This window comes from Caulobacter sp. P1_B12_2 (assembly GCF_056406675.1).
Map to the genome: position 1 here is coordinate 1 of NZ_JBFTZS010000081.1, position 25021 is coordinate 25021.

A 25021-nucleotide genomic window follows, 5' to 3' on the forward strand; every position below is an offset into this window, starting at 1 on the left:
CGTCGCCCCCAAGCGCGCCCTGCTGTCGGTCTCCGACAAAACCGGCCTGGTCGAGGCGGCCAGGGTCCTGCATGACGCGGGCGTCGAGCTGGTCTCGACCGGCGGCACCAAGGCGGCCATCGCGGCCGCCGGGATCCCGGTCAAGGACGTCTCGGACCTGACCCAGTTCCCCGAGATGATGGACGGCCGGGTCAAGACCCTGCACCCGATCGTGCACGGCGGCCTGCTGGGCGTTCGCGACGCGCCCGAGCATGCGCAGGCCATGGCGGACCACGGCATCGGCGCCATCGATATCCTGTATGTGAACCTCTATCCGTTCGAGGCCACGGTCGCGAAGGGCGGGTCCTATGCCGAGTGCGTCGAGAACATCGACATCGGCGGTCCGGCCATGATCCGCTCGGCGGCCAAGAACCACGGCTACGTCGCCGTCTGCACCGATCCGTCCGACCTGGCCGAGGTCCTGGACGCCCTGAAGGCCGGCGGCACGACCCTGGCCCTGCGTCAGACCCTGGCGGCCCGCGCCTATGCCCGCACCGCCGCCTATGACGCGGCGATCGGGGCCTGGTTCGCCGCCCAGCTGGGTCAGGACTTCCCGGCCCGCAAGGCCATCGCCGGCGAGCTGCGCCAGGTGATGCGCTACGGCGAGAACCCGCACCAGAAGGCGGCCTTCTACGCCTTCCCGAACCCGCGCACGGGCGTGGCCACCGCCACCCAGCTGCAGGGCAAGGAGCTTTCCTACAACAACATCAACGACACCGACGCGGCCTTCGAGCTGATCGCCGAGTTCGACCCGGCGGCCGGTCCGGCCGTGGCGATCATCAAGCACGCCAATCCTTGCGGCGTGGCGGTCGGCGGCTCGCAGCGCGAAGCCTATGAGCGGGCCCTGGCCTGCGACCCGACCAGCGCCTTCGGCGGCATCGTCGCGGTCAACAGCCGTCTGACCCGCGACGCCGCGTTGCAGATGGTCGAGATCTTCACCGAGGTGGTGATCGCGCCGGAAGCCGACGACGACGCGATCGAAGTGTTCGCCGCCAAGAAGAACCTGCGCCTGCTGGTGACCGGCGGCCTGCCCGACGCCCTGTCGACCGGCGACACCTTCAAGTCGGTGGCCGGCGGCTTCCTGGTGCAGTCGCGTGACGACGCGCGCATCACGGCCAACGACCTGAAGATCGTCACCCGGCGTCAGCCGACCGACGAGGAAGTGCGCGACATGCTGTTCGCCTTCACCGTCGGCAAGCACGTCAAGTCCAACGCCATCGTCTACGCCCGCGCCGGCCAGACCTTGGGCGTCGGGGCCGGTCAGATGAACCGCAAGGACAGCGCCCGCATCGCGGCCCTGCGCGCCGCCGACTTCGGCCTGGACCTGAAGGGCTGCGCCTGCGCTTCCGAAGCCTTCTTCCCGTTCGCCGACGGCCTGATCCAGGCCGCGGAAGCCGGCGCGACGGCGATCATCCAGCCGGGCGGCTCGATGCGCGACCCCGAGGTGATCGAGGCCGCCGACAAGCTGGGCCTGACGATGGCCTTCACCGGCGTGCGGGTGTTCCGCCACTAGGGCTGATCGAGGGTCGACCGCCGCCGAACCGGCGTGCGGCCCTCGATCCGGGTGCGCCAGAACCCCGGGGCTGTGCTAGCTAGGTCCGCCCGTCGACCTATGCAGCAGCCCCGATGTTCCCCAAGCCACGCGCTGATCTCGTTCCCAACACCGCCGCCTACGAGAACGAGCCCCTGGTCAAGGCCACGGGATTTCGGGAGTACGACGCGCGCTGGCTGTTCGGCCCGGACATCAACCTGCTGGGCGTCCAGGCCCTGGGCCTGGGCCTGGGCACCTATATCCACGAGCTGGGCTACGCCAGGATCGTGGTCGGCCACGACTTCCGCTCCTATTCCGGCGCGATCAAGACCGCCCTGATCCTGGGCCTGGTCAGCGCCGGCTGCGAGGTGCACGACATCGGCCTGGCCCTGTCGCCCACCGCCTACTTCGCCCAGTTCGACCTGGACATCCCCTGTGTGGCCATGGTCACCGCCAGCCATAACGAGAACGGCTGGACCGGGGTGAAGATGGGCGCCCAGAAGCCCCTGACCTTCGGCCCCGACGAGATGGCCCGCCTCAAGGCGATCGTGCTGGGCGGCGCGTTCGTCGAGCGCGACGGCGGCAAGCTGATCCGCGTCGAGGGCGAAGCCGAGCGCTACATCGCCGATGTCGCCACCCGCGCCCGGATCACCCGGCCGCTGAAGGTGATCGCCGCCTGCGGCAACGGCACGGCCGGGGCGTTCGCGGTCGACGGTCTGCAGCGCATGGGCGTCTCCGAGGTCATCGGCATGGACACCGACCTCGACTACACCTTCCCGAAGTACAATCCGAACCCGGAAGACGCCGAAATGCTGCACGCGATGGCCCACGCCGTCCGCGAGCACGGCGCCGACCTGGCCTTCGGCTTCGATGGCGACGGCGACCGCTGCGGCGTAGTCGACGACGAGGGCGAGGAGATCTTCGCCGACAAGATCGGCCTGATGCTGGCCCGCGACCTGGCGCCCCGAAACCCGGGCGCGACCTTCGTGGTCGATGTGAAATCCACGGGGCTCTACGCCACCGACCCGATCCTCGCCGCCCACGGCTGCAAGGTGATCTACTGGAAGACAGGCCACAGCTACATCAAGCGCAAGAGCGCCGAAGTGGGCGCCCTGGCCGGCTTCGAGAAGAGCGGCCACTTCTTCCTGAACGGCGACCTGGGCCACGGCTACGACTGCGGCCTGACCGCGGCGGCGGCCATCCTGTCCATGCTGGACCGCAATCCCGGCCTGAAGCTGTCGGACATGCGCAAGGCCCTGCCCGTGGCCTTCACTTCCCTGACCATGAGCCCGCACTGCGGCGACGAGGTGAAGTACGGCGTCGTCGACGCGGTGGTGAAGGAATACCAGGACCTGTTCGCCGCCGGCGGTTCGATCCTGGGGCGCAGGATCACCGAGGTGATCACCGTCAACGGCGTGCGGGTGCACCTGGAGGACGGCTCCTGGGTGCTGGTCCGCGCCTCGTCCAACAAGCCCGAGGTCGTCGTGGTGGTCGAGAGCACCCAGTCGGCCGACGACATGCGCGCCCTGTTCCGCCAGGAAGTGAAGCCGCGCCTGGGCCCCCGGGTCGGCAAGTACAACCAGGAAATCTAGACCTCGGACCGCGCGTCGCTCACCGCGAGCGAATTTGAGTTTCCGACAACGATCGATCATGGTGGCGGCCGCCGAGTTCGGCACGGGGACGATGTAGAACGCATGCTTAGCGCGGACTGGGGCACCAAGGTCGCCAACGCCTCGAAGGTCTTCAAGCCCTCTGGACCCGGTCCCTTCCCGGTGGCGCTGATCTTCCACGGTTGCGGCGGCAAGACGCCCTTCCTCGAGACCTACGCCCAGGTGGCGGTTCAGGCGGGGTGGGCGGCCGTGGTGGTCGACAGCCTCAAGCCGCGCGGCATGTCGACCCTGGACGGCAAGCTGTTCGTCTGCACCGGCGTGGCCTTGCAGGGCCTCAAGCGTTCGGGCGACATCTTCGCCATGCTGGCCTGGCTGGAGCGCCAGCCCTGGGCCGACTCCGAGCGCGTGTTCCTGGCCGGCTGGAGCCATGGCGGCTGGTCGATCATGGACAGCTATGCGATCGGCGTGAACGCCGCGCGCGCCACCGGAATCATCGACGCCGATCCGCTGAAGCTGCGGACCCAGGTCAAGGGCGCCCTGCTGGTCTATCCCTATGCGGCCTATCCGTCCCTGACCTCCAGCCGGGGTTGGGGCGTCCAAGGCTGGCAAAGTCCCAAGGTGTTCTCCGTCCTCGGCGGCAAGGACCAGGTCGTCGGCTGGAAGTATCCGCGCAACGCGCTCGACCGTCTGACGCGCGACGGCCTGGCGGTGGACACGGTGTTCTACCCGGACGCCACCCACGCCTTCGACGACGATCGCGCCAACGACCCGCGCGCCAAGTATCGTCCCGACCTGTTCAGCCAGACCCAGACCTATTTTGCCAAGGCCCTGAGCGCTACGCGAACCCTCTAGGCTCGTCCAAAGCGCGCATTGTTCCCGTCAAGATTGTGAAGCGGTCGATTGTATGCCAGGGTCGCCCATCCAATGGGAGGCCCTCCATGACGCTGGCGCCGATAGCGCGAGCCGCGCTCGCCCTGGCTCTTCTTGTTCCGATCCTGGCGCCGGTCGCCTGCGCGCCCGTGGCGCCGCCGCCCAATCCCGCCGCCCAGGTCAACGCCGCCAGCCTGAAGGCCCAGACCCTGTCGCTGCTGGACGTGGCCGGAGATCCCTACGCCAGCCACGCCGCCGAAGTGACCGCATTGACGGCCCGTATCGATGCGGCGGCCAGCGCGGCGGCGGCGGACCCGCTCAACACCCTTTCGGCCCGGCAATGGTCGGTGCTGCGCGATCCGAGCCGGGCGCTCTACGGCGGCACGATCGTGTTGTGGCAGAGCCAGGGCACGCTGGGTCCGGCCTTCCGCGACCAGAAGAAGATCCAGATCGCCCGGGCCTTCGACTACATCCTCTGCCTGGAGGCCAACAAGGGCCGGGCCACGTCCTGCGGCCAGATCGAGGAAGGCGGCGCGTCATGAGCCAGTTCGACGATTTCCTGGCGGCCGCCAAGGCCAACCTCACGGTGCTGGGCAAGGACAGCTTCGACGGCTATTCCGACCAGGTGAAGGTCATGGCCCAGGCGGCGCTCGACAAGGCCAAGGTCAATCTGCAGCTCTGGACCAGCCAGCTGGCGGCCGGTCAGCTGAGCGAGGCCGAGTTCAAGAACCTGGTGCAGGGCGAGACCGACCTGACCGAGATCGCCGGCTACACCGCCGCCGGCATCAGCCAGGCCGAGGCCCAGCGCCTGCGCGACGCCGTGACCGTGACCGTGATCAACACGGCGCTCGACACCTTCCTCAATTCCAGGCCGCCCACCTAGCGGATCAGGCGGCGACCGGCGGCGTCCGGCGCTCGCGGCGCAGGGGCATGGGACCGCGATAGGCCAGCCGCCACAGCCACTCCAACGGCCCCATGGTGAAGCGCGCCATCCACCAACGCGACCACAGGATCTGCAGCAGCCAGATCACCGCCACCGCCGCGGCCAGAAGCGGGCGATCAAGCTTGCCGTACAGCCCTGGACCACGACCGCCGTACAGCAGCGCCGTCATCAGGATCGACTGGGTCAGGTAGTTGGTGAAAGCCATCTGCCCCACCGGGGCCAGGATGGCCGGGAGCGCCTTCCAGAGCCTGGCCCGCGTCGCCATCACCATCAGGCCCACATAGCCCAGGCTGACGACGGGCGCGGTGGCGCTCTGCAGCCAGCGGGCCATGGCGCGCGGCGGCCAGGGGTGGCCGGGCAGGACCATATAGGCCGTCTCGGCCAGGCCGACGATCGCCAGCGCGCCCAGGCCCGCGCCGATCAGGGCCTGATAGACGCCCGTCGAGGCCTTGCCGCTCAGGACGCCCAGCTTGTACAGGCCCATGCCGATCAGCATCAGCGACAGCACCAGCAGCGGCCAGGTCTGGGGCCACTGGGTGAAGGCGTCGATCACGAACATCCAGAAGTCCTTGGCGTTCTGGCTCAGCGACTGGGCGAAGGTTCCGGCGTACTGGACGCTGTCTGCGTGGACCCCGGCCAGGAACTTGGCCATCTCCGCCGGGGGAGGATCGCCGCCGCCTTCGGCCGCGTGCCGGAGCATCTTCCAGGCGCCCCAGGCGGACAGCCCCAGGTGCAGGCTGATCCCGGTCTGCAGCAGGCGCTTGGCCGGCCAAGACCGGACCCACATCGCCAGCAAGCCGACCACCGCATAGGTGTTGAGCACGTCGCCTTGCCAGATGACCAGGCCATGGAACAGACCGATGGCCAGCAGGCTGACCAGGCGCAGGATCAGGATCCGTCGCCGCTCCCCCGCGTCGGCCGCGGCGCCGCCCTCGCCGCCGACCATCAGGATCGAGGCGCCGAACAGCATGGCGAACAGCGAATAGAACTTCTGCTGGAAGAACACCTGGGTGACCCACCAGACGGCCACCGAGCCCGGCGCCATGCCCAGCGGCCACATCGTCAGGCTGGTGGCCACCGAATGCGGCTCGGCGGCGATCGGGATGTTGCAGAGCAGGATGCCCAGCACCGCCAGACCCCGAAGCGAGTCCAGCAGAACGATACGATCCTTGACCATGCACGCCGCCCCGAACGCCCCCTTGGCGCCAATCGGCGGCGATCCTGTACCGAGTTGGCGCGACCGACAACCCAGGGTTAGGGGGGCAGGTTAGGCGGGGCCAGGGTTAGGCGGCGGCTTCGACGTCCGGTCCCTGACGCGGCACGCGGGCCAGGATGACCGCGCCGGTGGCCAGGAACAGGGCCGAGACGGCGACGGCGATGCGCTGGTCGCCGACCCATCGGGTGCCGACCGCGATGACCAGCGGGGCCATGAAAGCCGTCGCCTTGCCCGACAGGGCGTAAAGCCCGAACCACCGCCCGCTCTCGCCGGCCGGGGCCAGCTGAGCCATCCAGGCGCGCAGAGAAGCCTGGGCCGGGCCGAAGGTCAGGCCGACGAACAGCGAGAAGCCCAGGAAGACGCGCTCGGGCAAGCTGGCGAACAGGCCGCCGCCCGCGACCGGCGGCGCCACCTTGAACACGAAGGCCAGGCTGTCGCGCCCCACCAGCCCGATCCCAAACGCCCCGAACAGCACCACGCCGGCGGCGATCAGCACCGTGGTCTTCGAGCCCAGCTTCTGGTCCACCCGGCCGCCGATGAAGGTGCCGATCCCAGCGGCCACCGACAGGGCGATGGCGTAGAGTCCCAGTTGGGTGGTGGTCCAGCCGAACATCCCGGCGGCCAGCACGCCGCCGAACGCGATGAAGCTGGAGATGCCGTCGCCGACCAGCATCCGGCCGATCAGGAAACGCAGCATCCACGGCTTGCGCGGCAGCGAGCGGATCGTGGTCCAGAGTTCGGCCAGCGGCTTGCGCCCGGCGATCTTGGGCGGTTGGGGCGCGATCAGCATCAGCGGCCAGGCGAAAAGCAGGAACCACACCGCCACCAACGGGCCCACGATGCGGTCGGGTTCGTGCAGGGCCTTGGACAGGCCCAGCATCGGGGTCTCGGGCAGGGAGAAGCACAGCAGCACGACGAACAGGGTGATCAAGGCGCCGACATAGGCCAGGGCCCAGGCCGAGCCGGACAGCCGCCCCACCTGGCCCGGCTTGGCCACCAGGGGCAGCAGGGCGTTCATCACCGAACCGCTGAGCTCGGCCGAGACCCCGGCCACCACCAGGCAGATCAGGATCGGCAGGATGCGGCCGGCGTCCCCGGGTGTCGCCAGCCAAAGCGCGGCGCTGGCCAGGACGAAGGGAACCGCCAAGCCGACCAGCCAGATGCGCGGATTGCGCCGCGCGTCGACGCTGGCCCCGACCAGGGGGCTGAACACCGCGATCAGCAGGCCCGACACCGCCCCGGCATAGCCCAGCAGGCTCTGGCCCCGCGCAGGGTCGCCGACGAAGCCGGCGGCGAAATAGGGGGTGAAGATGAAGGTGGCGATCAACGCCCAATAGGGCTGCTGGGCCCACTCATAGAGCGCCCACGCGGCCCGCTGCCGATCACCCTTGTCCATAAGCGCCCCCAACTGAAGCGTCGCTTATAAACGAACCCTCTCCCAAAGGGAGAGGGAGGGGCCCACGCCGTGAGGCGTGGGAGGGTGAGGGGGTAAGATATCGACCGGCGTGCCGGCAGAGCGCCTAAGGAAAACGGTGAGGGCGTCACCCCTCACCTTCCCACCGCTTCGCGGCGGGCCCCTTCCTCTCCCCTCCGGGAGAGGACTCTTAAGAAGCGTTCGCCAATCCCCGCAGCGCCGCGTTGGCGATGGTCAGCTTGGCGAAGGTCCAGCCGCCGCCGGCCTGTTCGATGTCCTCGACCGTGCGCTTGGCGGCGCGGACGGCGTCGTGGCGCAGCGCGCCCCACGAATTGACCGCCGCCTTGGCCGAGGCCTCGTCGTCGCCCGCCTGGGCGTTGGCGGCGAACTTCAGCACCACCTGGGTGATCGCGGTCTGCTCGCTGAGCATGTCCTCGATCAGACGACGGACGGCCAGGCGCTCGAAGGCGTCGCCGCCGACGAACGAACCGGCCGCAGAGCGCAGGCGGTCGAAGCCGAAGGCCGCGCCCACCTGGTGATAGAGCCGGGCCACGTTCTCGACCGACCAGCTGGACGCGTTGCCCAGGTCGACCRGGTCGGCSGCCGTGGTCACCGGCTGCAGGGCSGCGACGGCCAGGGCCAGGGCCTCGGGGGCGCCGTCGGCGACATAGGCCTTGGCCCGCTTGGCCACCGCCTTCTGCTCGAACGGCGAGAGGATCGCGGTCCCCAGCGCCGACAGCGCCTTGACCGAGGGCCCATAGGCCTCGACCAGATGCTTGACGGTCGACTTGTCCTTGAACGCCCGGCGGGCCAGCCAGAAGGTCAGGCTGCGCTGGGCGTAGGCCAGGGCCTTGTACAGCGCCAGCTGACCGCTGGCCGAGGCCTTGCCGTCCAAGACCGAGACCTGGTCCCATAGGGCGTCGACGCCGAGGATCTCGCGAGCGGCGGCGAAAGCGATGACCAGGGCCGTGGTGTCGCAGCCGGCGGCGGCCCGCAGGCGGCTCGGGAAGGTCGGGCCGCACATGTTGATCATCTGGTTGTCGAGCACCGTGGCGATGATCTCGCGCTTCAGCCGGTGCTGCTGCATGGCGTCGCCATACTGGCCAAGGGCCGGCGGAAAATAGCCCTTCAGCGTCGCCTCGAACCACGGATCGTCCGGCGCCTGCGAGGCGACGATGTCGTCGAACAGGTCGATCTTGCCATAGGCCAGCAACACGGCCAGTTCCGGCCGGGTCAGGCCCTTGCCGGCCTGGGCGCGGTCGGTCAGAGCCGCCGCTTCCGGCAGGCCTTCGACCTTGCGATCCAGACGCCCCTTGGCCTCCAGTCCCGCCATGAACTGGGCGTGCGAACTCACCTCCGAGACCGCGTCGCTTTCCATCAGCGACAGGGCCAGGGTCTGGTCGTAGTTGTCGGCCAGGACGTGGCTGGCCACGTCGTCGGTCATGGTCGGCAGCAGCTGGTTGCGCGCCTCGCGATCCAGCTTGCCGCCGCGCTCCAGGATCCCGGTCAGGATCTTGATGTTGACCTCGTGGTCGGAGCTGTCGACGCCGGCCGAGTTGTCGATGGCGTCGGTGTTGATGTGACCGCCGGCCCCTCCCGCGCCGATTTGAGCGAACTCGATGCGGCCCGCCTGGGTGAGACCCAGGTTCGCGCCCTCGCCCACCACCTTGACCCGCAGGTCGGCGCCGTTGACGCGGATGGCGTCGTTGGCCTTGTCGCCGGCGTCGGCGTGGCTTTCGGTCCTGGCCTTCACATAACCGCCGATGCCGCCGAAATAGAGCAGCTCGGCCCGGGCCTTGAGAATGGCGGTCAGCAGCTCGCTGGGCGCGACCGTCTCGGCCTTGAGGTCAAGCATCGCCCGCACTTCCGGCGACAGCGGAATCTGCTTGAGCGTACGCGGGAACACGCCGCCGCCCTTGGAGATCAGGCTCTTGTCGTAGTCATCCCAGGACGAGCGCGGCAGCTTGAACATCCGGTCGCGCTCGGCCCACGAAGTGGCGGGATCCGGATCGGGGTCCAGGAAGATGTGACGATGGTCGAAGGCGGCCAGCAGCTTGGTCTGCTTGGACAGCAGCATGCCGTTGCCGAACACGTCGCCGCTCATGTCGCCCACGCCGACCACGGTGAAGGGTTCGGTCTGGATGTCCTTGCCCAGCTCGCGGAAGTGGCGCTTCACCGCCTCCCACGCGCCGCGCGCGGTGATGCCCATCACCTTGTGGTCGTAGCCGACCGAGCCGCCGGACGCGAAGGCGTCGCCCAGCCAGAAGCCGTAGTCCTCGGCCACGCCGTTGGCGATGTCGGAGAAGGTGGCCGTGCCCTTGTCCGCGGCGACGACCAGATAGGGATCCTCGCCGTCATGGACGACCACCCCGGCGGGCGGGACGATCCGGTTGTCGGCGTCGATGTTGTCGGTGATGTCGAGCAGACCCGACAGGAAGGTCTTGTAGGCGCGGATGGCCTCGGCCTGGATGGCGTCGCGGTCGCCGCCGCGCGGCAGGTTCTTGGGGAAGAAGCCGCCCTTCGAGCCGACCGGCACGATGACCGCGTTCTTGACCTGCTGGGCCTTCACCAGGCCGAGCACCTCGGTGCGGAAGTCGTCGCGACGATCGCTCCACCGCAGCCCGCCCCGGGCGACGGGGCCGAAGCGCAGATGCACGCCCTCGATGTGCGGGGCCGAGACATAGATCTCGCGATAGGGCTTGGGGGCCGGCAGGTCGTCCAGCTCGCGCGAGGCGATCTTGTAGCTGATATAGGGCTTGGGCTCGCCGTCGGCGCCCAGCTGGAAGAAGTTGGTCCGCTGGATGGCGCCGATCAGGGCGGCGATGCGGCGCAGGACGCGGTCGGCGTCCAGGCTCTCGACCGCCTGCAGGGCCTCGTTGATGCTGGCCTCGACGGCCTTGGCCTGCTCCTCGCGGGCGGCCAGGTCGGCGTGCACGGCCGGGTCGAACTTGATGCGGAACAGGTCGAGGATCAGGCGGGTGACGCCGGGATTGTCCGACAGGGCCTGCTCCTGCACGCCCTGGCTGGGATCCAGGCCCGTCTGCTGGCGATAGCGGGCCAGGGCGCGGACCAGGGCGGCCTCGCGCCAGCCGACGCCCAGCTCCAGCACCAGGCGGTTGAAGCCGTCGCTCTCGGCACGGCCGGTCCAGATGGCGACGAAGGCGGCCTCGAAAGCGGCTTTGACGTCGCCGAAGGACAGGTGTTCGCCCTGCTCGTCGCGCAGGGTGAACTCGTGGACCCAGATCTTGCCGTGGACGCCTCCGGAGTCATTGGCGGTCGGCATCAGCTTGAAGCCGTCCTCGATCAGCGCCTTCAGGCCCATGTGCTCGAGGATCGGCAGCACGTCGGCCAGGGGCGCGGCGGCCCCAGGACGATACAGCTTGAAGCGGAAGGTCAGCTTGTCGTCGTCGGCGTGGCGGAAGGCGCGGACCCTCACCTGCTCGTCAGCGGCCAGATCGTCGACCACGGCCAGGTCGGCCAGGGCCTCGGCGGCGTCGTACTGGTCGCGATAGCCGGGCGGGAAGGCGCCCTGCCAGCGGGCCAGGGTCTGGGCCACCCGGCCGGGCGCGCCGCCGTCCCGGATGGCCGCTTCGAAGCGGTCGTCCCAGGTGCGGGCGGTTTCGGCCACGGCGGCTTCCAGCGCCGTCAGGTCCGGGTCGCCGTGCTTGCCTGGCGTCACGCCCAGCACGTAGTGCACGCGGGCCAGAGGCGCGTCGGAGAAGCTGGGATAGTAGGCGCTGACCCGGCCTTGATAGGCGTCGGCCAGGATCTTTCCGGCCCGTTCGCGCACGCCGCTGTCGTAGCGCTCGCGCGGCACGAACATCAGCACCGAGATGAAGCGGTCGAACGGATCCTTGCGGGCGAACAGCCGCACGCGCGGGCGGTCATAGAGGTGCAGGACCCCCATGGCCATCGACAGCAGCTCTTCCTCGGAGATCTGGAACAGCTCGTCGCGCGGCCAGGTCTCCAGGATGTTGCGCAGGCGCTTGCCGCTGTGGCCCTCGGGATCCTTGCCGGCCTCGCTCAGCACGTGCTCGACCTTGCGGCGGACCACCGGCACCTCGTGGGCGGGCGTCTCGTAGGCCTCGGCGGTGAACAGCCCCACGAACCGGACCTCGCCCGAAGGCTTGCCGTCGGCCCCGTACCGGCGCACCCCGACATAGTCCATGTAGCCCCGGCGATGGACCTTGGAGCGCAGGTTCGACTTGGCCACCACGAGGGGCGCACCGAGCAGCAGGTGATCGCGGACCTGGGGCGACAGGATCGCCGGCTCGCTGCCTCGGCGCAGCACGGTCAGGGTCTGGTCACGCAGCACGCCCAGGCTGCCCTCGGGCTGGTACAGCGGCTCCTCGGCCGCGTAACCGCCGTCCGGGGTGCGGGGATATTCGTAGACGCGCGCGCCCAGGAACACGAAGCGGTCGCCCTCGAGCCAGTCGAGGAAGGCCAGGCTCTCGTCGCGCTCACCCTCCGGGATCGGGGCCTTCGAGGCGCGCAGCTCGTCGATCGTGCGATGGATCAGGGCCTTCATCGCGTCGAAGTCGTCGACCGCCACCTGCACGTCGGCCAGGGCGTCGCGGACGGCGGCGATCAGGGCCTGTTCGCGGTCCTCGCCGACCGGGGCCAGATAGACCTGGATCATCGAGCGCCGGCCGGCCCCCTCACCCAGGTTTGGGGTGTCGATCACCGGGTGGAACATGGCCCTCACCGAGAAGCCCGCCTCGGCGATCGCGCCCATGATGCTGTCGACCAGGAACGGGCGGTCGGGCTGGACGATCTCCAGCAGGTCGCTCTTCAGGTCGGTCCCGTCGGCGCGGACGGCCGGACGGACTCGGATGGAAAGGGGATGGGAAGCGCTCTCGCCGAAGCGCCAGAAATCGGCCAGGGCGTGGGCGATGTCGTCGGGATCGAAGCCCGGCAGCTCTTCGGCCGACCAGTCTTCCTGGACCTGGGCGGCGAACTGGGTCTGCGGCGCCGTCAGCGTCCCCTGCCCGAGGGCCACGCCCAGGGCCGAAATCAAACCGTCCGGTTGAGCGGCGGTCGCCTTGGGGTCAAGTTTTGCACCGACCATGGGATTTCCTCGCGAATTTTTGGCGACAACCTAGCCTTTTCAGGCTCGGCTTCAACCGTAGCCCGGCAAAAGCGCAGAATATCTTACCGAGAGAATCATGACGGGCCGCGGACACGGAAGCGCCGCCGGTTGGGGGCGGCCCGTCGGGGGGCGACGGGCGATTCCGCGTTCGACGCTCCAGAAAACCGGTCTGCGTCGCGCGGGGCCGGCATGGGGGGCTGCCGACAGGATCTAGATAGGAAGGCCATTTGGGAATTTAAGTCCCCTTGACCGACTTCTGTTGCGATGACGGTGAAGATCGCGGCTTTTTCTCCGACGGGGCCTTGGGCGGGGCCGCCGGGACCTTGCGGTCCAGACTGTCGCCGCTGGGATTTCCGTCCTCCGACAGCAGGATGGCGATCCACCGGGTGCCGTCGAACTGGGCCATGATCAGCATCAGGGCCACGGTCAGCGGCGTCGACAGGAACATGCCGGTCACGCCCCATAGGGCGCCCCAGAGCGCCAGGGACAGCAGCACCACGGTGGGGTCGATGTTCAGGCTGTCGCCCTGCATGCGCGGATAGATGACGTTGCCGACCACGAAGAAGATCAGCTCCAGGGCGCCGAACAGGATCAGGGCCGGCAAGAAGCTGTCGGGGAACTGCACCAGGGCGAACAGCGGCGGCAGGATGCAGCCGACCGCGCCGCCGATGATCGGGATGTAGGCCGCGACGAAGATCAGGAAGGCCCAGAACAGGGCGTTGTCCAGCCGCAGCAACATCATCACCACCCAGGCGGCGACGGCGATCATCAGGCCGGTGACCGTCTGGATCCACAGGTATTGCTCGACCCCGTTGCGGATGCGCTGGAACAGCTGCATCGCCCCGTCACGCTCGGTGTGATGCGGATAGAGCGAAACGATCTTGCGGTTGAAGCCCCGGCGCGAGGCGATGATGAAGCCCAGATAGATCAGCACCAGCACCGCGTTCGACGCGAAGTTCTGCAGGCTCTGAGCCGCGGCCCCGGCGTATTTGCTGGGATTGAGCTGATTGATCAGGTCGCCGATCGTCGGCGCCACCTTGATTCCGACCAGCGAGGCGACCTTGGCGATCACCTCGTTCAGACGGGGCGCGTATTCGCGCATCTGAAGCACGAAGCTAGTTCCGTTCGCCGTGACGACCCAGACCGACAGTCCGAACATGGTGATCGACAGCACGATGGCGGCCGGCAGGGCCAGGCTCTTGGGGAATTTCGGCACCCGCTCGACCAGCACGCGGGCGAAGCTGTCGATCATCACGGCCAGGAACACCGCCATGGCCAGGGGCGTGAGAATGCCGCGCATCCAGTACAGGGCCGCGCCGCCGGCGATGACCGCCAGGAACACCAGGGCGTTGCGACCGGTGATCGACGGGGAAATGGACATCGGCGGAATCTCTTTCTCGAGCGTCTATAGAAGACTGGCCCCACATTGCGCGAGCCGATTGGCGCGGCGCAAGGGCGGGGCTAAGCTTAAGCCCTCAATGTGAAGGACGTTGCGTATGACCCTGGCGATCGGTGAAGGCGAAATCCTCATTGGGCTCAGCCAGGGAGGGCCCGTCGAGGGACCGGTGACCCAGCGGCTCGATCGCTCCAACCGCCACGGCGTGGTGGCCGGCGCGACCGGCACGGGCAAGACCGTCACCCTGCAGGTCATGGCCCAGGCCTTCTCCGACGCCGGCGTGCCGGTATTCGCCGCCGACGTGAAGGGCGACCTTTCGGGCATCGCCGCGATCGGGGCGCCGAACGCCAAGATGCTGGACCGCGCCGCGGCGATGGGCCTGACCCTAACGCCGTCCGCGCCGCCCGTGGTGTTCTGGGACCTGTTCGGCGAGAAGGGCCACCCGATCCGCACCACCATCTCCGAGATGGGGCCCGTGCTGCTGTCGCGGCTGCTCGAGCTGAACGACGTGCAGGAGGGCGTGTTGACCGTGGTCTTCCACGTCGCCGACAAGGACGGCCTGCTGCTGCTGGACCTGAAGGACCTGCAGGCGGCCCTGAAATATGTCGCCGACCACGCCGCCGACATCGGCACGCAGTACGGCAACGTCTCGCCGGCCACGGTGGGCGCGATCCAGCGCAAGCTGCTGACCCTGCAGACCCAGGGGGCCGAGAACTTCTTCGGCGAACCGGCCCTGAACCTGGCCGACATCATGCGCACCGACGTCGCCGGTCGCGGCTACGTCAACCTGCTGGCCGCCGACCAGCTGATCCAGTCGCCCAAGCTCTACTCGACCTTCCTGCTGTGGCTGCTGTCGGAGCTGTTCGAGGAGCTGCCCGAGGTGGGCGATCCGGACAAACCCAAGCTGGTGTTCTTCTTCGACGAGGCCCACCTGCTGTTCAACGACGCGGAGAAGCCGCTGCTGGAGAAGATCGAGCAGGTCGTGCGCCTGATCCGCTCCAAGGGCGTGGGCATCTATTTCGTCACCCAGAATCCGGCCGACATTCCCGACTCGGTGCTGGGCCAGTTGGGCGCGCGGGTGCAGCACGCGCTGCGGGCCTACACCCCGGCCGACCAGAAGGGCCTGAAGGCCGCCGCCCAGTCGTTCCGGGTCAATCCCGCCTTCGACACCGCCGAGACCATTCAGGCCCTGGGGGTCGGCGAGGCGCTGATCTCGACCCTGGACGCCAAGGGCGCGCCCTGCGTCGTCCAGAAGACGCTGATCCGCCCACCGTCCTCACGCCTGGGCCCGCTGACGCCGGAAGAGCGCGCCGCCCTGATCGCCAAGAGCCCGGTCGCCGGTCTCTACGACCAGACCCTGGACCGCGCCTCGGCCTACGAGACCTTGCAAGGCCGCGCCGTTCAGGCCCAGCAGCAGGCGCAGGGCGCCGCCGCCCAGGCCGAGGCCGAACGCCAACGCGCCGCGGCGGAAAAGGTCCGGGAACGGGAAGAGGCGCGCGAGATCCGCGCCGCGCCGCGTCCGCGCGCGTCCAGCCGTCAGTCGATGGGCGAGGCCTTCGCCAGCTCGCTGATCCGCACGATCGCCAATCAGGCCGGGCGCGAGATCATGCGCGGCCTGATGGGCGGCATGTCGCGGCGGCGGTAGGGCCTAGGCGGCCTTGCGGCGGCGCGGCTTCTTGGGGGCCGGAGCCGCTTCCGCTGGTTCCGGCTTGTAGGCCGAGGTCGCGCTGGCCAGCGTCCAGGCCGAAATGCTGTCCACGGGCGACGGACGGCCGATCGCATAGCCCTGCAGCTCGGCGCAGTTCTCGCCGCGCAGGAAGTCGATCTGCTCCTGGGTCTCGACGCCCTCGGCCACGCACGGAATCTCCAGGCTGCGGCCCAGGCCCAGCACGGCGCGGACGATCACCGTCGCGCGGTCGTGGCGATGGATGTTCTCGACGAAGCTCTTGTCGATCTTGATCTTGTCGAACGGGAACGACTGCAGGGTCGACAGCGACGAGAAGCCGGTGCCGAAGTCGTCCATGGCGATCCGCACGCCCAGGGCCTTCAGCCGGCGCAGATTGTCCAGCGCCCGTTGATAGTCCTTGAACAGGGCGCTCTCGGTGATCTCCAGCTCCAGCCGCTTGGGCGACAGGCCGGTCTGCACCAGGACCTCATGCACCAGGGTCGGCAGGTTGGGCTGGTTCAGTTGCAGGGGCGACAGGTTGACCGCGATGCGCAGCGGACGCTCCCAGGTGACGGCGTCGGCGCAGGCGCGACGCAGGACCCATTCCCCCAGTTGGCCGATCATGCCGTTTTCCTCGGCGATCGGAATGAACTCCAGCGGCGGGACCATGCCGCGCACCGGGTGGTTCCAGCGCACCAGGGCCTCGAAGCCGCAGACCTCGCCGTCGGACGCCCTGGCCAGCGGCTGGTAGTAGACGATCAGCTCCTCGTCGGTGATCGCCTGGCGCAGCTCCCGAGCCATGGTCCGGCGCTCGCGGATCGACTCGTCCATCTCGCGCTTGAAGAACCGATAGGCGCCCCGGCCGCTTTCCTTGGCGCGATACAGCGCCATGTCGGCGTTGGCCAACAGGGCCTCGGCCGTGCGGCCGTCGTCCGGGAACAGCGACACGCCCAGGCTGGCGCCCATGGCCAGCTCCTGGCCCTCGTGGGTCGCCGGGACCGCCAGGGTCTCCAACAATCGGCCCGCCAGTTCGGCGGCGGCCGCGGGCTGGTCGCCGGCCGCCACCTGGACGACGATAAACTCGTCGCCGCCGAGGCGGGCGGCGAAGGACGGGGCGGTCAGGCTGTCCTGCAGCCGGCGCGCGGTCTCGACCAGCAGGGCGTCGCCCGCCAGGTGACCGTGCAGGTCGTTGGCTTCCTTGAAGTGGTCCAGGTCGATGCAGATCAGCGACAGGCTCTCGCCCGAGGCCTCGACGCGGTCCAGGGCGGCGGCCAGGCGAAGCTGCAGCGAATTACGGTTGGGCAGGCCGGTCAGGCCGTCGTGCTCAGCCAGGTAGCGGATCTTTTCCTCGGCCGATCGGCGTTCGCGAAGGTCGCGGACCGCGAGCACCGTCAGGCCGGAGGTCTCGGCGCGGGCGCCGTCGTCCATCAGGCGCGAGAACACCTCGACAGGGATCGCGCGGCCGCCGTCGGCCGGCTGCAGAACCCCTTCGCGACGCACGCCCTCGCGGGTGGGGGCGTTGGTGTCGAAGGTCAGCAAGTCGGACAGCGCCGTGCCCAGCAGGGCGTCCAGCTCGACCCCGGCCAGTTCGCAGAAGGCGGCGTTGGCGTCGTTGATGCGGTCGTCCTGGACCACCACGATGCCTTCATAGGCGGCGTTGGCCAGGCGGCGGATGCGGTCCAGCGCCGAGCGGCTGGTCGAGGACTCGATGGCCACAGCGCCCAGGCCGCCCAGGATGATCATGCCGGTGATCGAGGTCACGGCCAGGGTCAGGATCGCGCCCGACAGCATCTGGTCGGGCACGTTGATCGACGGATCGGGAACGATGGTGATCGCGCCCATGCCGATGAAGTGCAGGGCGCAGACGCCCACGGTGAGAATGGCGCCGCCGCCCRCCTGCTTGAGCATGCTGCGCGCGCGGCCCGCCAGCTGCAGGGCGCACGCCGCGCCGATGACGCCGGCAAGAACGGACAGGGCGATCGTCGCCTGTTCCCACTGCACGAAGCCCTGGGTCACGAAGGCGGACATGCCGGTGTAGTGCATGGCGGCGATGCCCATGCCGAGGATCAGGCCGCCGGCGAAGTCGTTGGTGCGCGTGCGCTGGGCCGAGGCCACGGCGAAGCCCCCGGCCATGAACAGCACCGCGATCATCAGCGACAGCAGGGTGCCCGACGGGCTGTAGCCTGTCTTCAGCCCGGGGCTGTAGGCCACCATGGCGATGAAGTGGGTGGCCCACACGCCCGATCCGGACACCAGGCCCGTCAGCAGCAGCCACGCGGCCCGAACCACGCCCTTGGCCCCACGCATGCGCGAGTAAAGACGGAACGCCGTGAAGCAGGCGGCGAAGCAGATCAGTCCGGCGACCACGACCAAACGCAGGTCATGCTCAGTCGACAGGCAGGTCAAAACCTTCAGCACGCTTGGGGTCCCCCAGGGAATTCATCCTACGAATACCGTGGAAGATGCAAAAAAAGCGTTTCGCTCCAGGAAGGCTCTATTCAGGCGTCGCGAGCCGCCCTGCGTGCCAGCGCCAGGCGCTGCTCAGGATGGCGTCCAGGTCTCGGGTCGGAGACCAGCCCAGTTCCCGTCTGGCCAGGGCGTTGTCGGCGACCAGGACGGGGGCGTCGCCCTCGCGGCGCGGCGCCTCGACCACCGGCAGCGGCCGGCCCGACACCCGCTTCACGCCTTCGATCAGCTCTCGAACGGTCGTGCCGTGGCCGGTGCCGAGGTTGAAACTGGCCGTCGCGCCCCCGGCCAGCAGGCGACGCAGCGCCAGGATGTGCGCGTCCGCCAGATCCAGAACGTGCACATAGTCTCGCACGGCGGCTCCGTCGCGCGTGTCGTAGTCGCCGCCGAAGATCGTGAAATGGTCCCGCCGACCCAGGGCCACGTCGATGGCCAGGGGAATCGCGTGGGTCTCGGGCTCGTGCCACTCGCCGATGCGGCCGTCGGGATCGGCGCCGGCAGCGTTGAAGTAGCGCAGCGCGACGCTGCGGAAGCCCACGTACCGAGCGTAATCGGCCAAGGCCTGCTCGACCATCAACTTGCTGCGGCCGTAAGGATTGAGCGGAGCCTGCGGATGGTCCTCGGCCATCGGCAGGCGCACGGGATTGCCGAAGGTGGCGCAGGTCGACGAGAACACCATCGCCTCGACGCCCGCCCGACGCGCGGCCTGGATCAGCGAGAGGGTCCCGCCGACATTGTTCTCGAAGAACTTGCCAGGATCGCGCACCGACTCGCCGACCTCGATGCTGGCCGCGAAGTGCAGCACGGCCACCGGCTTATGCGCGGCGAACACCGCATCCAGGCGCGCGCCGTCCCGGATGTCGCCGATCTCGAGGGGCCCCCACTGGACGTGCTCTGCGTGGCCGTTGGACAGGTCGTCGAACGCCACGGGCCTGAAGCCCTCCTGCGCCAGGCGCAGACAGGTGTGCGATCCGACATAGCCCGCGCCGCCGGTCACCAGAACGGTCTGCATCAGAAGGTCTCCTTCCGCCTCCGAGCGACGGCGCCGGCGACCGCTGGGTCGGGAACCGCCCGAAAGGGGTCCTCCGCTCTTCGCCGATGAAGCCACGATCCTCGGAAGTCGAGCCACCGCCCGTGCCGCCAATAGCGGCTGGCGTCAAGTCCGTGCGCCGATGCGGCGGCTCTACGGAAGCGGGTCGCTCGCCGCGCCACGACGCGACAGCTGGTGTTCGCGCCAGCTGATGAACAGGGTCGAGACCACGACGACGGCCGCGCCGGTCAGCACCGCCGGGCTGGGCGTCTCGTGAAACAGCACGAGGCCGGCGATCACCGCGAACACCAGGCGGGTATAGTCGATCGGCGCCATCACCGCCGCCTCACCCGCCTCCATGCCCTTGATGTAGCACCCCTGGGTCAGGGTGCCGATCACCCCCATCAGGGCCAGCAGCCCCAGGTCGGGCAGGTTGGGCCAACGCCAGACGAACAGGGCCGGCGGGATCGAGAAGATCAGGCCCAGCCCCGCCGCGTAGACCAGCAGGGTGAACGGCGAGTGGTCGCGGGTCATCACCTTCATGCCGGTGATGGTCAGGGCGAACAGCAGCGCCGAGGCCAGGGCGGCGGCCTGCGGCAAGCCCAGCCAGTGGCCCATGTCGCCGCCGCCCGGCTTCAGCATGATCAGCACGCCGACGAAGCCGACCAGGGCCGCGCCGATGCGCAGCGGACCGACCGGCTCGCGCAGAACCAGCGCCGCCAAGGGCACGAGCCAGAGGGTGCGGGTGAAGGACAGGGCGTTGGCGTCGGCCAGCGGCAGTTCCTGGTAGGCGTAGAAGGCCAGGATCATCGCCAGCACTCCGGCGCTGGACCGGAAGATCAGGATGCCTGGCCGGGTGGTGCGCAAGGCGCCGCGCCAGTCACGGGCCACCAGCGGCAACAGGATGATCGCCCCGGCCAGCTGCCGATAAAAGGTCTGCAGCGCGGCCGGATAGCCGGCGCCCAGAGACTTGATCAGGGTGGTCATGCCGGTGAACAGCACCGCCGAGGCCAGCATCCACAGCGCCCCGCGCAGGTTCGGCGTCAGCCGGGCGCCGAACGCCCGACCCGCCGCGACCAGGCTCACTGTTCCGCCTTCATTGACCCTGCGAGGCGACCATCGCCGCCCGCATCTGTTCGGCCTGTTCCGGTGAAATCCCCATCGCCGCCAGCAACGGCGAGGGCGCGCTGCGGTCCCAGGCGTGGCGGCCGCCGATCGTCACCCCGCCGTCGACCACGATGTGGGTCCCCGTCACGAACTCGGAGTCGTCGCTGGCCAGGTAGAGCGCGGCGCGGGCGATGTCGTCGGGCAGGCCGGCCTTGGGGATCGGCTGGATCTTCGGCCCGACCTCGGCCACCCGGGCCGCCATCTGGTCGGCGACCTCGCGCGGCAAGCCCATGGAGGCGCCGAAGATCGAGGTCGCGATCAGGCCTGGGCAGATGGCGTTGACCCGGATCTTCAGCGGCGACAGCTCAGCCGCCGCGCACTTGCTCATATGGATCACCGCCGCCTTGGCCGTGGAATAGGCCAGGGGCCCGAAGCCCGCCTGCAGGCCGGCGATCGAGGCGGTGTTGATGACGCTGCCGCCGCCCCGCTCCAGCATCAGCGGCAGGGCGTGCTTCATGCCCAGCACCGGCCCGCGCACCAGCAGGGCGAAGGTGGCGTCCCAGCCCTCGGCGGTCATGTCGCCCACGCCGTTGGGCGCGCCGCCGTGGCCGGCGTTGTTGAACAGGATGTCAAGGCCGCCGAAGGCGTCCTGGGCCAGGGCCACCGCGGCGGCGATCTGACTTTCGTGGGTGACGTCGCAGGGCGCGAAACGGACCTTGCCGGGGAAACGCTTCTCCAGCATCTCGCCCTTCTCGGCCTGCAGGTCGGCGGCGACGACGCTCGCGCCCTGGGCCACGAACAGCTCCACCGTTCCCAGGCCGATGCCCGAGCATCCGCCGGTGATCACCGCAACCTTGCCGTCCAGACGTCCCGTCATGCGCCGCTCCCATTGGCCGCGCGCGGCCTCTGGAAGGCGAGCCGCTGCGTCAGGCGCGACTATCCTGGCGCGCCGAAGCGCCCCTGGCCAGGACTAAGTGAACAGCGTTCAGGCTTGTTGGCGGGCCGGCGTCGGCTGCAGGCGGTTGAACGCCAGGCTGAACAGCAGCCAGACCGCGCAGGGCAGCAGGACGACAGCCCAGGCCAGGACCAGACCGGCCAGGCCGAACACCGCAGCGACACGTTGCACGATGCGGGGCCGCTCGACCTTCGCGGCCGGCGGCGGCAGATAAATCTTCAAGCTCATCGTCYCCCCAGAACGTCAGAGCGCGCCAAATCAGCCGACCGCGCGTAGTCCGAGCGGAGGGCTTCAACGTTTTCCTGGGGAGCGGCCTGCCTCGCAAGCGCTTTCCCCAAATCGCGTATAGCCGGGCCCACCAGATGCCACGGCTCCACGCAGTAGCGGGTGAACAGGCGCTGGGGGTCGGCCATCAGCCGGAACAGCCATTCCATGCCGACCTGCCCCATCCAGCGGGGCGAGGGGCGCTGGACGCCGGCCTCGTAGTCGAACGCCCCGCCCACCGTGAAGGTCACGCAAGGGCCCAGCTTGGCCTGGTTCTCCAGGACCCAGATTTCCTGGCGCGGCATGCCCATGCCGACCAGCACGATGTCGGGCTTGTAGGCGTTGATCGCCTCGACCACCGCCTGGTTCTCGGCCGAGCCTGGCGTGACGTCGAAATAGCCGTGATGGGTGCGGATCTGGGCGCCCGGCCAATCGGCGTGGATTCTGCTGGTGGCCTGCTCGCCGACGCCCGGGGCGCCGCCGACGAAGAACACTTTCCAGTTCTCCTCGATGGCCCGCTCCCAGAAGGCGTCGCGCCAGTCCAGATAGGTGCAGCGGTGGAACCGCCGGCTGGCCCGGCCGACGATGCGCGCCCAGAAGATCAACGGCACGGAATCGACCTCGATCAGGTCGGACGTGCGGAAGAACTCGGCGATCTTCTCGTCCTTGCGGATCAGGTACAGGCTGTGGAGGTTGTGGTTGGCGACCACGGCGCTTTCGCGGGCGGCGATCTTGCCGGCCACGAAATGAAAGACTTCTTCGGGGCGAACCAGGTCCATCGAGCCGCCAAGAACCTGCACCCGCTCTTCGGGGCGGCGGTTCAAACGGAAATTCTGACGCACCTCTGGAGAGAATGCGTCCCTCGCTGGAAGAAACATCTCGACGTGGCTCCGACGACTTGGAGCACAGGTCTACAGGAACAGGCTTAGCCCTTTCCCAATAAGGATGCTTAGCGCGCCTTAACCTTGAAGTTTTCGGGTGAAGAACGATTCACCATTTAAATATTTGACCACACATGCGGACCGTCGCCTCGCGAAGACTTCAATCGAGAGAACAACGATCCACATGCGCCCAGATGTCGCGGACTATTCGTTGACGACCACGACCTTGCCCATGGCCTTGCGGCTGGCCAGGTGGGCGATGGCGTCGCCGGCCCTGGCCAGGGGGAAGCGTTCGGAGACGTACGGCTTGATCTTGCCGGCCGCATAGAGGGCCATCAGTTCGCGGACGTTCTGGGCGTGGCCCTTGGGATCGCGAGCCACCGAGGCGCCCCAGAACACTCCGACGATGTCGCAGGACTTCAGCAGGGTCAGATTCAGCGGAATCTTCGGGATGCCCGACGGGAAGCCGATCACCAGGAAGCGGCCGTTCCAGCCGGCCGCCCGGATCGTCGCCTCGGAATAGTCGCCGCCGACCGCGTCATAGGCCACGTCCCAGCCGTTCGGCCCGCAGGCCTCCTTGATCAGGGTCGCCAGGGCCTTCTGGCCATCCTTGTCGAACGGGCCGCGCGGATAGACCACGCCGGCGTCGGCGCCGTGCTTGATCGCCAGGTCGACCTTCTCCTGGCTGGAGCAGGCGGCGATCACCCGCGCCCCGGCCGCCTTGCCCAGTTCGACCGCCGCCAGGCCCACGCCGCCGGCCGCGCCCAGCACCAGCAGGGTCTCGCCGGCCTTCAGACGGCCGCGGTCCTTCAGGGCGTAATACGAGGTGCCGTAGGTCAGGATGAAGGCCGCGGCCTCGTCGAACGGCATGTCGTCGGGGATCGGGGTGCACCGCGCGGCGTCCAGCGCCACCTGCTCGGCCATGCCGCCGTGGCCGGTCGAGGCCAGAACCCTCTGGCCGACCTTCAGGCTCGTCACGCCCTCGCCCACCGCGGTGACCACACCGGAGACCTCGCCGCCGGGCGCGAACGGCCGCTCGGGCTTGAACTGGTACTTGTCCTCGATGATCAGCACGTCGGGATAGTTGACGCCGCAGGCCTTGACCTCGAGCACCACTTGGCCGGGAGCCGCGACGGGATCGGGGAGTTCTTCCAGCACCAGGGTCTCGGGTCCGCCGACCGCCTTGCTGAGCACCGCCTTCATCTCGCCTCTCCCGTTATTCTTCGTTAAGAGCGCGGACGCTAGCGCAGGCCGCCCGGCCAAGGAAGCAGAATGTCAAACAAGCGTTTTACTCTCGCCCTGCACGGCGGAGCCGGCCCCAAGCGCGGCCATGACTACGGCGTCGAGATCGCCCACATGCGCGGCTTGGTCGAGGCGGCGCGCGACCGGCTGGCGGCGGGAGCCGGCGCCCTGGACGTCGCGGTCGAGACGGTGGTCGCCCTGGAAGCCTCGGGCCTCTACATCGCCGGCAAGGGCGCCTCGCCCAACGCCGACGGCGAATACGAGCTGGACGCCAGCCTGATGGACGGCGCCACGCTGCGGGCCGGCTCGGTCGCCGCCCTGCAGGGCTTCGAGAGCCCGATCCTGGCCGCCCGGGCGGTGATGGAGAAGACCCCGCACGTGATGCTGGCCGGCGAGGGCGCCATGGCCTTCGCCCGCGCCCAGGGCCTGAAGACGATCGACGATCCCGCGACCTGGTTCACCCAGGCCGGCGCCTTCGAGGCCAATCACGCCCCTGAGGTGCTGCCCACCGGCACGGTCGGCTGCGTGGTTCGCGACGCCGAGGGCCGGCTGGCGGCCGCGACCTCGACCGCCGGCGTGTTCGGCAAGCTGCCGGGCCGGGTCGGCGACTCGCCCATCATCGGGGCCGGCGCCTGGGCCGACAGCCACGCCGCCGTCTCGTGCACCGGCCAGGGCGAATATTTCATCCGCACCGCCGTCGCCGCCCAGATCGCCCACCGGGTGCGATTCGGCGGCGAGAGCCTGGAGGCCGCCGCCCGGGCCGCCATCCAGGGCGTCGCCGACCTGGGCGGCCACGGCGGCCTGATCGCCGTCGACCGCGACGGGAACATCGCCATGCCCTTCGACTCCAGCGGCCTCAAGCGCGCGGCCCTGCTGCCGGACGGGACAATCTTCGCCGAAGCCTTCTAGCCTCAGCGAAACTTCATACGCCGCCGATAGAACAGGCCGCCTCGGTGCGAGGCAAAAGGGCGGATATCCGCTCCGGCCGGTCCGCGAACATTGAACGGCAAACCGACGATCGATAAGGGTGACCGCATGCATGAACACGCTGGGCGCCAAGCCCGACCCGAAGACCTCGTCGATCTGGACGCCCTGACCCGCGCCTATTTCGACGTTCACCCCGACCTGTCGAACGTCGCGCATCGCGTCGCCTTCGGCACCTCCGGACACCGGGGCTCCAGCCTGGACGCGGCGTTCAACGAGGACCACATCCTGGCCGTCGCCCAGGCCATCGCGGAATATCGCGCCGCCCAGGGGATCAACGGGCCGGTCTTCGTCGGCCGCGACACCCATGGCCTGTCC

General features: G+C 69.0%; 18 protein-coding genes and 1 pseudogene. 8 read left to right on the forward strand and 11 right to left on the reverse strand.

Annotation, left to right across the window (positions count from 1 at the left end; translation table 11 throughout):
* The 5 genes from purH to AC1DZ6_RS07315 all read left to right on the forward strand — a co-directional run.
* Positions 1–1552 (forward strand): bifunctional phosphoribosylaminoimidazolecarboxamide formyltransferase/IMP cyclohydrolase (gene purH, locus AC1DZ6_RS07295; RefSeq protein WP_477096532.1); only part of this gene is annotated, 1552 nt, incomplete at its 5' end.
* 113 nt (positions 1553–1665) lie between these two features.
* Positions 1666–3162, forward strand: coding sequence for a phosphomannomutase/phosphoglucomutase (locus tag AC1DZ6_RS07300; protein ID WP_477096533.1), 1497 nt, complete (start codon positions 1666–1668; stop codon positions 3160–3162).
* Between the two features lie 102 nt (positions 3163–3264).
* A complete protein-coding gene (locus tag AC1DZ6_RS07305; RefSeq protein WP_477096534.1) occupies positions 3265–4032 on the forward strand; it encodes a dienelactone hydrolase family protein in 768 nt (255 codons plus the stop codon).
* Between the two features lie 86 nt (positions 4033–4118).
* On the forward strand, positions 4119–4592 hold the full coding sequence (locus AC1DZ6_RS07310; protein ID WP_477096535.1) for a hypothetical protein: 474 nt from the start codon (positions 4119–4121) through the stop codon (positions 4590–4592).
* Positions 4589–4933, forward strand: coding sequence for a hypothetical protein (locus AC1DZ6_RS07315; RefSeq protein ID WP_477096536.1), 345 nt, complete (start codon positions 4589–4591; stop codon positions 4931–4933). The genes AC1DZ6_RS07310 and AC1DZ6_RS07315 overlap by 4 nt, the downstream gene beginning before the upstream one ends.
* A 4-nt stretch (positions 4934–4937) precedes the next feature.
* Here the strand turns inward: AC1DZ6_RS07315 and AC1DZ6_RS07320 are convergent, their stop codons facing one another.
* The 4 genes from AC1DZ6_RS07320 to AC1DZ6_RS07335 form a co-directional block, all read right to left on the reverse strand.
* The gene (locus AC1DZ6_RS07320; protein WP_477096537.1) at positions 4938–6170 is read right to left on the reverse strand and encodes a DUF418 domain-containing protein; all 1233 of its coding nucleotides are present in this window, start codon (positions 6168–6170) and stop codon (positions 4938–4940) included.
* A gap of 106 nt (positions 6171–6276) precedes the next feature.
* A complete protein-coding gene (locus tag AC1DZ6_RS07325) occupies positions 6277–7605 on the reverse strand; it encodes an MFS transporter (RefSeq protein WP_477096538.1) in 1329 nt (442 codons plus the stop codon).
* A 208-nt stretch (positions 7606–7813) separates the two neighbouring features.
* Positions 7814–12691, reverse strand: a complete 4878-nt coding sequence (locus AC1DZ6_RS07330) for an NAD-glutamate dehydrogenase (protein ID WP_477096539.1) — start codon at positions 12689–12691, stop codon at positions 7814–7816.
* Between the two features lie 256 nt (positions 12692–12947).
* Positions 12948–14093, reverse strand: coding sequence for an AI-2E family transporter (locus AC1DZ6_RS07335; protein WP_477096540.1), 1146 nt, complete (start codon positions 14091–14093; stop codon positions 12948–12950).
* 115 nt (positions 14094–14208) lie between these two features.
* Here AC1DZ6_RS07335 and AC1DZ6_RS07340 point away from each other — a divergent pair, with 115 nt between their 5' ends.
* Entirely contained in the window at positions 14209–15753 is a 1545-nt protein-coding gene (locus tag AC1DZ6_RS07340; RefSeq protein ID WP_477096541.1) for a helicase HerA-like C-terminal domain-containing protein, read from the forward strand.
* Positions 15754–15756: 3 nt separating this feature from the next.
* On the opposite strand, the gene AC1DZ6_RS07345 is transcribed toward AC1DZ6_RS07340, so the two are convergent.
* From AC1DZ6_RS07345 to AC1DZ6_RS07375, 7 genes are all read right to left on the reverse strand, one after another.
* Entirely contained in the window at positions 15757–18192 is a 2436-nt protein-coding gene (locus AC1DZ6_RS07345; RefSeq protein WP_477096542.1) for a bifunctional diguanylate cyclase/phosphodiesterase, read from the reverse strand.
* 76 nt (positions 18193–18268) lie between these two features.
* Positions 18269–19252 carry a UDP-glucose 4-epimerase GalE gene (gene galE / locus AC1DZ6_RS07350; protein ID WP_477096543.1) on the reverse strand — a complete coding sequence of 328 codons (984 nt, stop codon included), beginning with the start codon at positions 19250–19252 and terminating at the stop codon, positions 18269–18271.
* Between the two features lie 171 nt (positions 19253–19423).
* Positions 19424–20350, reverse strand: a complete 927-nt coding sequence (locus AC1DZ6_RS07355) for a DMT family transporter (RefSeq protein WP_477096549.1) — start codon at positions 20348–20350, stop codon at positions 19424–19426.
* A gap of 16 nt (positions 20351–20366) precedes the next feature.
* The gene (locus AC1DZ6_RS07360) at positions 20367–21254 is read right to left on the reverse strand and encodes an SDR family NAD(P)-dependent oxidoreductase (protein ID WP_477096544.1); all 888 of its coding nucleotides are present in this window, start codon (positions 21252–21254) and stop codon (positions 20367–20369) included.
* A gap of 108 nt (positions 21255–21362) precedes the next feature.
* Complete coding sequence (locus AC1DZ6_RS07365; RefSeq protein ID WP_477096545.1) at positions 21363–21560, reverse strand: hypothetical protein; 198 nt, start codon at positions 21558–21560, stop codon at positions 21363–21365.
* Positions 21557–22474, reverse strand: a complete 918-nt coding sequence (locus AC1DZ6_RS07370; RefSeq protein WP_477096546.1) for a WecB/TagA/CpsF family glycosyltransferase — start codon at positions 22472–22474, stop codon at positions 21557–21559. Before AC1DZ6_RS07370 ends, AC1DZ6_RS07365 begins: the two co-directional genes overlap by 4 nt.
* A gap of 207 nt (positions 22475–22681) precedes the next feature.
* The gene (locus AC1DZ6_RS07375) at positions 22682–23680 is read right to left on the reverse strand and encodes an NADPH:quinone oxidoreductase family protein (protein ID WP_477096547.1); all 999 of its coding nucleotides are present in this window, start codon (positions 23678–23680) and stop codon (positions 22682–22684) included.
* Between the two features lie 69 nt (positions 23681–23749).
* Here AC1DZ6_RS07375 and AC1DZ6_RS07380 point away from each other — a divergent pair, with 69 nt between their 5' ends.
* Positions 23750–24628 carry an isoaspartyl peptidase/L-asparaginase family protein gene (locus AC1DZ6_RS07380; protein ID WP_477096548.1) on the forward strand — a complete coding sequence of 293 codons (879 nt, stop codon included), beginning with the start codon at positions 23750–23752 and terminating at the stop codon, positions 24626–24628.
* A 126-nt stretch (positions 24629–24754) separates the two neighbouring features.
* Positions 24755–25021, forward strand: a pseudogene (locus AC1DZ6_RS07385) (phosphoglucomutase, alpha-D-glucose phosphate-specific); the annotation flags it as partial.

Coding starts and splice junctions, on each gene's coding strand:
- AC1DZ6_RS07300 (WP_477096533.1), top strand. CDS start 1,666: ATGTTCCCCAAGCCACGCGCTGATCTCGTTCCCAACACCGCCGCCTAC.
- AC1DZ6_RS07305 (WP_477096534.1), top strand. CDS start 3,265: ATGCTTAGCGCGGACTGGGGCACCAAGGTCGCCAACGCCTCGAAGGTC.
- AC1DZ6_RS07310 (WP_477096535.1), top strand. CDS start 4,119: ATGACGCTGGCGCCGATAGCGCGAGCCGCGCTCGCCCTGGCTCTTCTT.
- AC1DZ6_RS07315 (WP_477096536.1), top strand. CDS start 4,589: ATGAGCCAGTTCGACGATTTCCTGGCGGCCGCCAAGGCCAACCTCACG.
- AC1DZ6_RS07320 (WP_477096537.1), bottom strand. CDS start 6,170: ATGGTCAAGGATCGTATCGTTCTGCTGGACTCGCTTCGGGGTCTGGCG.
- AC1DZ6_RS07325 (WP_477096538.1), bottom strand. CDS start 7,605: ATGGACAAGGGTGATCGGCAGCGGGCCGCGTGGGCGCTCTATGAGTGG.
- AC1DZ6_RS07335 (WP_477096540.1), bottom strand. CDS start 14,093: ATGTCCATTTCCCCGTCGATCACCGGTCGCAACGCCCTGGTGTTCCTG.
- AC1DZ6_RS07340 (WP_477096541.1), top strand. CDS start 14,209: ATGACCCTGGCGATCGGTGAAGGCGAAATCCTCATTGGGCTCAGCCAG.
- galE (WP_477096543.1), bottom strand. CDS start 19,252: ATGCAGACCGTTCTGGTGACCGGCGGCGCGGGCTATGTCGGATCGCAC.
- AC1DZ6_RS07360 (WP_477096544.1), bottom strand. CDS start 21,254: ATGACGGGACGTCTGGACGGCAAGGTTGCGGTGATCACCGGCGGATGC.
- AC1DZ6_RS07365 (WP_477096545.1), bottom strand. CDS start 21,560: ATGAGCTTGAAGATTTATCTGCCGCCGCCGGCCGCGAAGGTCGAGCGG.
- AC1DZ6_RS07375 (WP_477096547.1), bottom strand. CDS start 23,680: ATGAAGGCGGTGCTCAGCAAGGCGGTCGGCGGACCCGAGACCCTGGTG.
- AC1DZ6_RS07380 (WP_477096548.1), top strand. CDS start 23,750: ATGTCAAACAAGCGTTTTACTCTCGCCCTGCACGGCGGAGCCGGCCCC.